General features: G+C 62.0%; 6 protein-coding genes. All 6 read left to right on the top strand.

The features are described 5' to 3' along the window. The first annotated feature begins 178 nt into the window (after window positions 1-178). The 6 genes from WCO56_27150 to WCO56_27125 all read left to right on the top strand — a co-directional run bounded on the left by WCO56_27150 (window position 179) and on the right by WCO56_27125 (window position 9,242). Entirely contained in the window at window positions 179-2,347 is a 2,169-nt protein-coding gene (locus WCO56_27150) for an alpha-L-fucosidase (GenBank protein MEI7733279.1), read from the top strand. Between the two features lie 45 nt (window positions 2,348-2,392). Then, window positions 2,393-3,256 (top strand): ATP-dependent sacrificial sulfur transferase LarE, encoded by an 864-nt coding sequence (gene larE, locus WCO56_27145; protein ID MEI7733278.1) that lies wholly within the window; start codon window positions 2,393-2,395, stop codon window positions 3,254-3,256. Between the two features lie 12 nt (window positions 3,257-3,268). Further along, on the top strand, window positions 3,269-4,030 hold the full coding sequence (hisA, locus tag WCO56_27140) for a phosphoribosylformimino-5-aminoimidazole carboxamide ribotide isomerase (GenBank protein ID MEI7733277.1): 762 nt from the start codon (window positions 3,269-3,271) through the stop codon (window positions 4,028-4,030). A gap of 222 nt (window positions 4,031-4,252) precedes the next feature. Further along, the gene (locus WCO56_27135; GenBank protein ID MEI7733276.1) at window positions 4,253-5,116 is read left to right on the top strand and encodes a sugar phosphate isomerase/epimerase; all 864 of its coding nucleotides are present in this window, start codon (window positions 4,253-4,255) and stop codon (window positions 5,114-5,116) included. Window positions 5,117-5,197: 81 nt separating this feature from the next. Beyond that, on the top strand, window positions 5,198-7,945 hold the full coding sequence (locus tag WCO56_27130; GenBank protein MEI7733275.1) for a right-handed parallel beta-helix repeat-containing protein: 2,748 nt from the start codon (window positions 5,198-5,200) through the stop codon (window positions 7,943-7,945). Window positions 7,946-8,348: 403 nt separating this feature from the next. After that, on the top strand, window positions 8,349-9,242 hold the full coding sequence (locus WCO56_27125) for a HEAT repeat domain-containing protein (protein MEI7733274.1): 894 nt from the start codon (window positions 8,349-8,351) through the stop codon (window positions 9,240-9,242). Window positions 9,243-9,315: the final 73 nt, after the last annotated feature.

The raw sequence follows: 9,315 nt of genomic DNA, 5'->3' as shown, positions 1-9,315 counted from the left end.
ATCCGGAGCTGAAGGCGCTCTGGGTGTTGCGCGGGGCGGATGGGAAGTTCGACCGCGACCGCCTGGCGGCGGAGACGGAGAAGGTGCGCGCGCCGTTGGCGGCGGCCATCAAGGCCGCGCTGGTGCCCGTGACGCATACGATCAAGATCGCGGCGCAATAACCGCGGAGGAGGCACGTATGAAGCAGCTTAAGCAAGCGGATTTGGGCCGGAGCGGATGCGCCCGGATGCCCGGCGCGGCAGTTTTGCTGGGGATGGCGCTGCTGGTGTGGCCGGGCGGCAACCTCCGGGCCGCGACCGACGCCGCGCCGCCCGCGCCTTACGGGGTTTTGCCCAGCGAGCGGCAGTTGAAGTGGCATGAGTTGGAGATGTACGCGTTCATTCATTTCAGCATGAACACGTTCACCGACAAGGAATGGGGCTACGGCGACGAGCCGGAAAGCCTGTTCAACCCGACGGCGTTCAATGCCGAACAAATCGTCGGCACGCTCAAGGAGACGGGGATGAAGGGCATCATGCTGACGTGCAAACATCACGATGGCTTCTGCCTTTGGCCGAGCCAATACACGGAGCATTCGGTGAAGAATTCCCCCTGGAAGAATGGCAAGGGGGATGTGGTGCGGGAGATCTCGGAGGCCTGCCGCAAGCACGGGCTCAAGTTCGGGGTGTACCTCAGCCCGTGGGATCGGAACCACAAGGATTACGCGCGCCCGGAGTATATCACGTATTTCCGGAATCAATTGCGCGAGTTGCTGACGAATTACGGCCCGATCTACGAGGTTTGGTTCGATGGGGCGAACGGCGGCGATGGTTTCTACGGCGGCGCGCGCGAGCGGCGGCGCATTGATAACCTGACGTATTATGATTGGGAGAATACGTGGCAGATTGTGCGCGAACTGCATCCGGATGCCTGCATGTTCAGCGACGGCGGCCCGGATATCCGCTGGGTGGGCAACGAGCAGGGCTTCGCCGGGGAAACTTGCTGGCACACCATCAACCGCGAGGGGATGCTTCCCGGCGTGGCGAACGGGCGCCCGCTCACGCAGGGGCAGCGCCCCGGCACGCATTGGCTGCCCGCCGAGGTAGATGTTTCCATCCGCCCCGGCTGGTTCTATCACACCAACGAGGATAACGCGGTGAAGAGCGTTGGGCACCTGCTGAAGATTTATTTCGAGTCGGTCGGGCGCGGCGCGAACCTGATCCTGAACATCCCGCCGGATCGGCGCGGGCAAATCCACGAGAACGACGTGAAGGCGTTGCGCGAATGGCATCGGCTGCTGGAAAATGCCTTCGCGGAGAACCTGGCGAAAGGGGCCATAATCACCGCCTCGAATACGCGGGGGCTGAATACCAAATTTGCGGGGGTCCGTGTGCTGGATGGCAAGCGCGATACGTATTGGGCCACGGACGATAACGCGTTGACGGGGGAATTGGTGTTCAATCTGGGGCGGCCCGTGACCTTTAACGTCGTGCGCCTGCGGGAATACCTGCCGCTCGGCCAGCGGATTGAGGGCGTCGCATTGGATGCGTGGCAGAACGGGAAATGGGAGGAGTTCGCCACCGCCACGAGCATCGGGAATCAACGATTAATTACCACGCGCTACGTCACGGCGGACAAGGTGCGCCTGCGCGTGACCCAGGCCGCGGCGTGTCCGGCAATTTCCGAGTTCGGCCTGTATAATCTCGCCGCGCCGCTGACGGAGCCCAAGGTCGCCCGCGACAAAAACGGGCTGGTCACGATCGGCAGCGAGACGGTTGGCCCTTGGATTCGTTACACGCTGGACGGCGCCGAGGTGACGGAGCAATCGCCCCTTTACGAGAAGCCCTTTCCCCTGCCCCTCGGGGGAACCATCAAGGCCCGCGCCTTCCTGCCGCAAGCAAAACAAGCGAGCGGCTTGACGACGGCGGTTTACGGGATCGCCAAGGGCAAATGGAAAATCGCGGGCAAGAGCTTCGCCGGACGCGGCGGGGACGCCGGGAAGGCGATTGACGAGAATCCCCGCACGTTTTGGCACACGAGCGCCACCGAAACGAATCACGCCGCGCCACAAAATATCGTCGTGGACCTGGGCGAGAGCGTGAATATCAAAGGTTTCACCGTGCTCCCCAGGCAGGACGGGAATCCCTCCGGAGTTCCAGACCGGTATGAGTTCCATGTGAGTGCGGATGGCAAGACTTGGGGCGACGCGGTGGCGGTTGGGGAGTTTGCCAACATCCAGGCGAACCCCATCCAGCAGACCGTGACGCTCAGCAAAACGGTTGCCGGGCGCTATGTGCGCTTTACGGCCACGCACGTCGTCGCGGGCACGGAGGTCACTTTGGCGGAACTCGGTGTGCTGGCACCATAAAAGCCGGGTCTCGACATTCCGCCGTTCTGATGCCATTTTGAGGGCGTGTTGGATGCAAAATTAGAGAAGTTGCGCGCGCTGTTGCGCGGCTATGGTTCCTGCCTGGTTGCGTACTCGGGCGGGGTGGATTCGGTTTTCCTCGCGCGGTTGGCGCATGACGTGCTGGGCGAGCGCGCTCTTGCGGTGATCGCCGATACTCCGAGCCTCCCGAGGCGCGAGTTGGCCGAGGCGCTGGATATCGCCAAGACGCACGGGTTCCCCGTGCGCGTGGTGAAGACCGCCGAGTTCGATAACCCCAGCTACCTCGCGAATCCCTCGAACCGCTGCTACTTCTGCAAGTTTGAACTGTTCACGGAGCTTGCGCCCTTGGCCAAAGCGGAAGGCTACAGGACGATTCTCTACGGCGAAAACGCCAGCGACACCGGGGATTTTCGCCCCGGCGCGCAGGCGGCGGCGGAATTCCAGGTGTGCGCACCCATGAAGGAAGCGGGCCTCACCAAGGCGGAGATCCGCGAGCTATCCGCGCGGCTCGGCTTGCCCACGGCGGACAAGCCGCAGATGGCTTGCTTAAGCTCGCGCATTCCTTACGGGGAGATTGTCACGCCGGAGAAGCTGGCGATGATCGAGGAGGCCGAGTACGTGCTGCGCGACCTGGGCTTTTACGACGTGCGCGTGCGGCATCACGAATTGAAGCCGCTGGAGGGCGGTGCGCCGAGGCACCTGGCGCGCATTGAGGTCGGGCCCGACGAGCTTCCCAAGCTGCTCGCCAACGGGGTCGGGCAGAAGGCCGCCGAGGCGATCCGCAAATTGGGTTATGCGCACGTCACCCTCGACCTGCAAGGGTATCGCCGCGGCAGCACGAACGAGGTGTTGCTGCAAATCCAGCAGAAAGTGGCGGCTCAGCAGTAACAAGAACGATTTATGTTCCGTCCCTGCATTGATCTGCACGAAGGCCAGGTGAAGCAAATCGTGGGCGGCTCCCTGCGCGACGACGGCGCCGGGTTGCGCACCAATTTTGTCTCCACCCGACCCGCCGCCTGGTACGCGGACCTTTACCGGCGCGACGGATTGCGGGGCGGCCACGTCATTCAACTGGGCGGCGGCAACGAAACGGCGGCGCGCGAGGCCCTGGCGGCTTATCCCGGCGGTCTTCACCTCGGCGGCGGCGTGAATCTGGATAACGCCCGCACCTGGCTGGAAGCGGGCGCTTCACATGTCATTGTCACCTCGTGGGTTTTCCGTAACGGTATCGTGGGTTGGGACCGGCTCGATGCACTGATGGCCGCCATCGGCAAGGACCGCCTGGTGCTCGACCTGAGTTGCCGCCGGCGCGGCGCGGATTACTTCGTCGTGACCGACCGTTGGCAGAAGTTTACCGATGAAAAGCTGGGGCCTGAACTCTTTGCCAAGCTGAGCGGCTTTTGTGCCGAGTTTCTCGTACACGCGGCGGATGTCGAAGGGCTCTGCCGGGGCATTGATGACGAACTGGTAATCAAGCTCGCTGACTGGAGTCCCCTGCCCCTTACTTATGCCGGCGGCGCCAAGTCCCTGGCGGACCTGGAAACCGTCACCCGGCTGGGGCGCGGACGGGTGGATCTAACCATTGGCTCCGCCCTGGATATTTTCGGCGGCACGGGCGTGAAATACGTTGATTGCGTGGCGTTCAATAACGCCGGACGGTGAGACGGAAAGTGAACCACCATTTTACCCTGGGTGATCGCGTCCTTATCACACCCCAATCCATAATCGTTTTATTACCAGTTTGGTTTTGCCGGGAGGAATGAATCACCCTCCAGGCAAATTTGTTTTTCCCATGAATATTCATGCACTCGCAATGCGAAAGATAATGCGCAAGATAACCATTGAGAAAATGCCGCTGAACCGATACAAAAAGGGCAACGAACTATGAACTATACAAAGAACATCATCAAACCGCTGCTGGTTTTGGCAGCGGCAATCATTACCGGTAGTAACGCAACAGCGGCGCCTTTGTTTCCCCAGGCGCCGGGCATGTGCTCCTATACCCACCGCGAGCAATTCAAGAAGGATATGCCGGGCACGCTCGACACCATCAAGGCGCTTGGGATCAAAGATATGGAGTTTTCCAATCTATTCGGCAAAACGGCGCCGGAACTGCGCCAGATGCTGGATGCGCGCGGGATGGTGTGTACCTCCTTTGGCGTGGGGTATGACGACCTGACGAAAAAGACCGATGAAGTCGGCAAGAATGCCAACGCCCTCGGCGCCAAATATGTGCGGCTGGCGTGGATTGCTCACAAGCCGCCGTTTACCTTGGAGATGGCCCACCAGGCGGCGGCGGATTTCAACCGCATTGGCAAACTGCTTCGCGAGCAATACGGCCTGACCTTTTGCTACCATAATCACGGATACGAATTCCAAGCGAGCGGCAATGGCACGTTCTTTGACGTCATCATGGCCGAGACCAATCCGCAGGATGTCAGCTTTGAACTGGATATCCTCTGGGCGCACTTTCCCGGAGCAAATCCCGCCGCCCTGCTGGAAAAATATGGCAACCGTTTCAAACTGCTGCACCTGAAAGACCTCAAGAAAGGGGTCAAGGGCGACTTCAGCGGCAAGACCTCCGTGGAGAACGACGTGGCGCTGGGCACCGGCCAGCTCGATATTCCCGCGATCCTCAAAGCGGCGAAAAAAGCCGGGGTGGAACACTATTACATCGAGGATGAAAGCCCGAACATCGCCACCCAAGTGCCCCAGACCATCGCTTTCCTGAAAAGCCTCACCGAGTAAGCGCGGTGGGTTCGTTGTTGGCACACCCGTGGGCCAGCGTACCCGCCCACGATGTGCGGCCCCGTAAATGATCATCAAGTCATGAGTATTAACGTCACCCGAATCATCGTGGGCGCGCTGGCGCTCATCGCCACCGCTGTCACTGCCGCTGATTATTACCTCGCCCCCGGCGGCAACGACGCCAATCCCGGCACGCAGGCCAAGCCGTTCGCCACCCTCGAACGCGCGCGCGACGCCGTGCGCGATTTAAAGAAATCCGGGCCGCTCAAGGAACCCGTCAACGTCTGGCTGCGCGGCGGCGTTTACCCGATGACCAAGCCGCTCGTCTTCACCCCGGCGGATTCGGGCACCGCCCGCGCCCCGGTCACCTACGCCGCGACGCCCGGCGAATCCGCAGTGCTCAGCGGCGGCACGCGGCTCACCGGCAATTGGACCCGCACGCCGGGCAAGCCGTTCTGGCAGCTCGACCTGCCGCCGGCCCGCGACGGCAAATGGGTCTTCTATTCCCTCTACGTCAACGGCGAATCGCGCACCCGCGCCCGTTATCCCAATTACGGCGAGAAGGAGTTGCGCGCCGAAGGCCGCGAGCCGGGCGGCGATCCGCGCCAGGCGTTGCAATACTTCGCCGGGGACGTGAACCCCGCCTGGTCCAACCCCACGGATATTGACGTCGTCCTGCTCTGTTCCTGGACGCCGACGATCCATCGCGTCAAGGAGATCGTCCCGGAACACCGCGCCATCCGGTTCTTCAGCGGGCATGTGCGCACCGTGGATTTCTGGGAGCGCAACTTCCGCTACTACCTCTCCAACGTCTATGAGGCGCTCGATGAACCGGGCGAATGGTACCTGAACCGCCACACCGGCACGCTCTATTACTACCCCATGCCCGGCGAAGACCTGGCCAAGGTTGAGATCATCGCGCCGATCATGAAGTCGCGCATGCTGGAGTTCGCGGGCGACCTGGTGGCCGACCAGCCCGTCGAGCACGTGCATTTCCGCGACGTGCGCTTCCGCCATCTGGATGGCGACATGGACCGCTACAACGGCATGTACCGCCAGGGGCACATGTACCTCGACAACGCCATCACCGCGCGCGGGCTCCGCAACGCCTCCTTCGAGCGCTGCGAATTTGCGCAGTTAGGCGAGTACGCCATGGAACTCGCCGACGGCTGCCGCAGCGTCACCATCCGGCAATGCCACTTTTACGACCTCGGCGCGGGCGCGCTGCAACTCGGCGTCACCGACCTCAACACCCTGAAGACGCCCGCCACCCCCGGCAGCCGCCCGGGCGCGGAAGTCGTCCCGGCCCGCGAAGTCCGCGACCTGGTCATTGACAACAACTGCCTCCACCGCCTCGGCACGATCTGGCACGGCAGCTACGGCATCGTCAACCGGTTCGCCTCGCGCTCAAAGATCACGCACAACGAAATCTTCGACACCCACTGGGACGCCATTGGCCTGGACGCCCGCTGGACCTGGAAGGGCGAGAAATACTCCCATGGCAACGAAGTGGCGTACAATCACCTGCACCACCTCGGCCTGCGCTACCACACCGATGCCGCCGGCGTGTACCAATTCGGCCCGCTCGACACCCACATCCACCACAACCTCATCCACGACACCGTGGCCTACCCCTACATCTGCGGCTACGCGGGCATTTACCTCGACGAACAATCGCGCCGCGCCGTCGTGGACAACAATCTCGTCTATAACGTCGAGTGGTACGCCTATTTCCAGAACAAGGGCACGGATAACCTCATCAGCAATAACATCGGCGCCTTTGCCCGCAGCGGCTTCATTGGCCGGGGCAGCCTGGACACCACCTGGCCCTCCAACTACTTCGAGGTCACGCGCAATATCTACATCGCGAGCAACAACGTCGCCGTGGGCCAGGCCTGGCAACCCGGCACCAAGCCGCCGCAACTCCACGCCAACCTCTACCACACCATCGCCGGCTCCGGCGCGCCCACCTTCAACGCCAAGACCTTCGCCGAATGGCAGGCCACCGGCCAGGACGCCAAGTCCCTCGTGGCCAATCCCGGCTGCCGCAACCTGGCGAACTTCGACTTCTCCCTCGCGCCGGACGCGCCCGCCGTCAAAGCCATCGGGTTCACCCCCTTCGACGCGGAAATCCGGCAGGCAGGCCTCTACGGCGACCCCGCGTGGCGGGAGCTGGCTAAGACCTTCACCTCGCGCAAACCCTCGGCCGTTTGGGCGGAAGCAGATTTCATCCCCCTCAACGCCTTTGCCCTGGATTTCAACCTCATGAAAAACGGCGATGAACCCGGCGTCTTCCGCGTCAGCGAACAAAAGGGCGCGGGCTTTGCCGTCACCAGCGAAGTGCCGGGCACCCACGGCCCGCGCTGCCTGAAGGTCACCGACAAAAAGGGCCTGGCCAAAAACTTCTACCCCTACCTCCAATTTATGCCCAAGGGTTTGAAACAGGGCGACATCACCTTCACCTTCGCCGTGCGCCAGCCCGCGCAATCCCCCGCCCGCCTGGGCATCGACCTCCGCACCGGCGGCCCGACGCCCGTCAACGGGCCCTCCATCGCGATCAGCCGCGACGGCACCATCAAGGCCGGCAACCTGGACCTCGGCAAACTGACCCCGGGGGCCTGGACCCACTTTGAACTCCGCTTCACCCTCGGCGGCAAAAACTCCGGCCAATACACCCTGCTCACCCGCAGCCCGGCCGGGCAGACCACCCGCACCCTGCCCTTCAGCAACCCCGCCTTCAACGACATCGGCTGGATCGGCATCACCACCCCTGACGACGCCGACGGCGTCGCCTACCTGGACGACTTGAAATTGCAGATCGGCAAGTGAGCGTATTAAGCGCCACAGCCAAGGTTGGAGACTCGTTGCGTTGCCTGCTACGGAGACGGGCAACGCACCCGGACTTTTTGGAGTGCGGCGGCAAGGCGGGGTGACGGGGGCCGCGACGCCGCTTTGGATTGGCGCGCAGGCAACGCTTTGATTTTCCCGCCCCGATGAACGCAGGAACACCGCAGGTCACCATTGGGGAGGCTCCGTCGCCTCGCGCGCTCTCTCCCGTGGACGGGGCAAATCCAAAGCGGTGTCGCCCTGCGCCCCCTTTACCCCCTTCGGTTGCCACCGCACTCCAAATTTTCCCGCGCCTTCCGGTTTGAGACTCCTGACGTCGTCTGCTACGTATATTGTTGCGCGTTTTTGGTGGTCAACGGGGTGATTCCGGGGCAGAATACCGCGCATGAAAACCACGACGAAAGCATGGCTGGGCGCAAGCGCGCTGCTCGCCCTCGTCGTGGCGTTGATCGGCTACCGAATCAAGACCGCCGAGCCCAGTTATCAGGGGAAGAGCTTGAGTGAGTGGGTGGAGATGATTAATCAAAACACCACTTTCGAGACCAGCCTCAGATCGAATTCAAACACGGTGCAAGTCGCGGAGGCCGTGCGAGCCATGGGCACCAATGCCCTGCCGGAATTGCTGACCATGCTGGACGCGGAGGAATCCAGCGTCCATAAATGGATCCGAAAGATCAATCGCCGCCAGAATTACGTTAAAATCCCGATTGGACCGGAGCCGGAGCGAAGCAGAATGCAGGCCGAAGCCGCGTTCACCCTGCTGGGGGCAATCGCCAAACCCGCCATCCCGCAATTAGTGGCTCGATTGGAGAACACCAACCAGGCCTTCCGTGTCGTTGTCCTCCTAGTAGGCATTGGACCTGATGCCTACCCTCAGTTATTGCAGGCCTTGCGCCACACCAACAGTGTGATTCGAGGAGAAGTTGCCAGGGGGATCGGATGGCATGGGACCAATGCGTCGTTCGCGGTGCCCAGCCTGACCTCATTGCTTAGCGATCAAGATGAAACCGTTCGTTTGTGGGCGGTCTCGGCGTTAGAGAGAATCAAAAGTGACCCTGAAAAGACTATTCCCGCACTGATCAAGGTGTTAGCGGACCCTGACCCGTCAGTTGTCTGGTATGCGATACGCTCACTTGGTGAATTCGGCACCAATGCCGCGTCAGCCTTACCCGCCTTGCAGCAACTCCAGGCACGCACAAATCGTGATAAAGATCTAAGCGACCTTATTAAGGAAGCAATCGAGCGCATCTCTCCCCCACCTCCGCCCGCGCGCCATTAAATCCCGCGCTGCGCATCCTTTGGAGTGCGGCGGCAAGGCGGGGTGACGGGGGCCGCGACGCCGCTTTGGATTG

It is taken from the genome of Verrucomicrobiota bacterium, assembly GCA_037139415.1.
Lineage (GTDB): Bacteria > Verrucomicrobiota > Verrucomicrobiia > Limisphaerales > Fontisphaeraceae > JBAXGN01.
The sequence above is the reverse complement of the archived record's forward strand: the minus strand, read 5'-3'. Positions and strand labels throughout refer to the sequence as shown.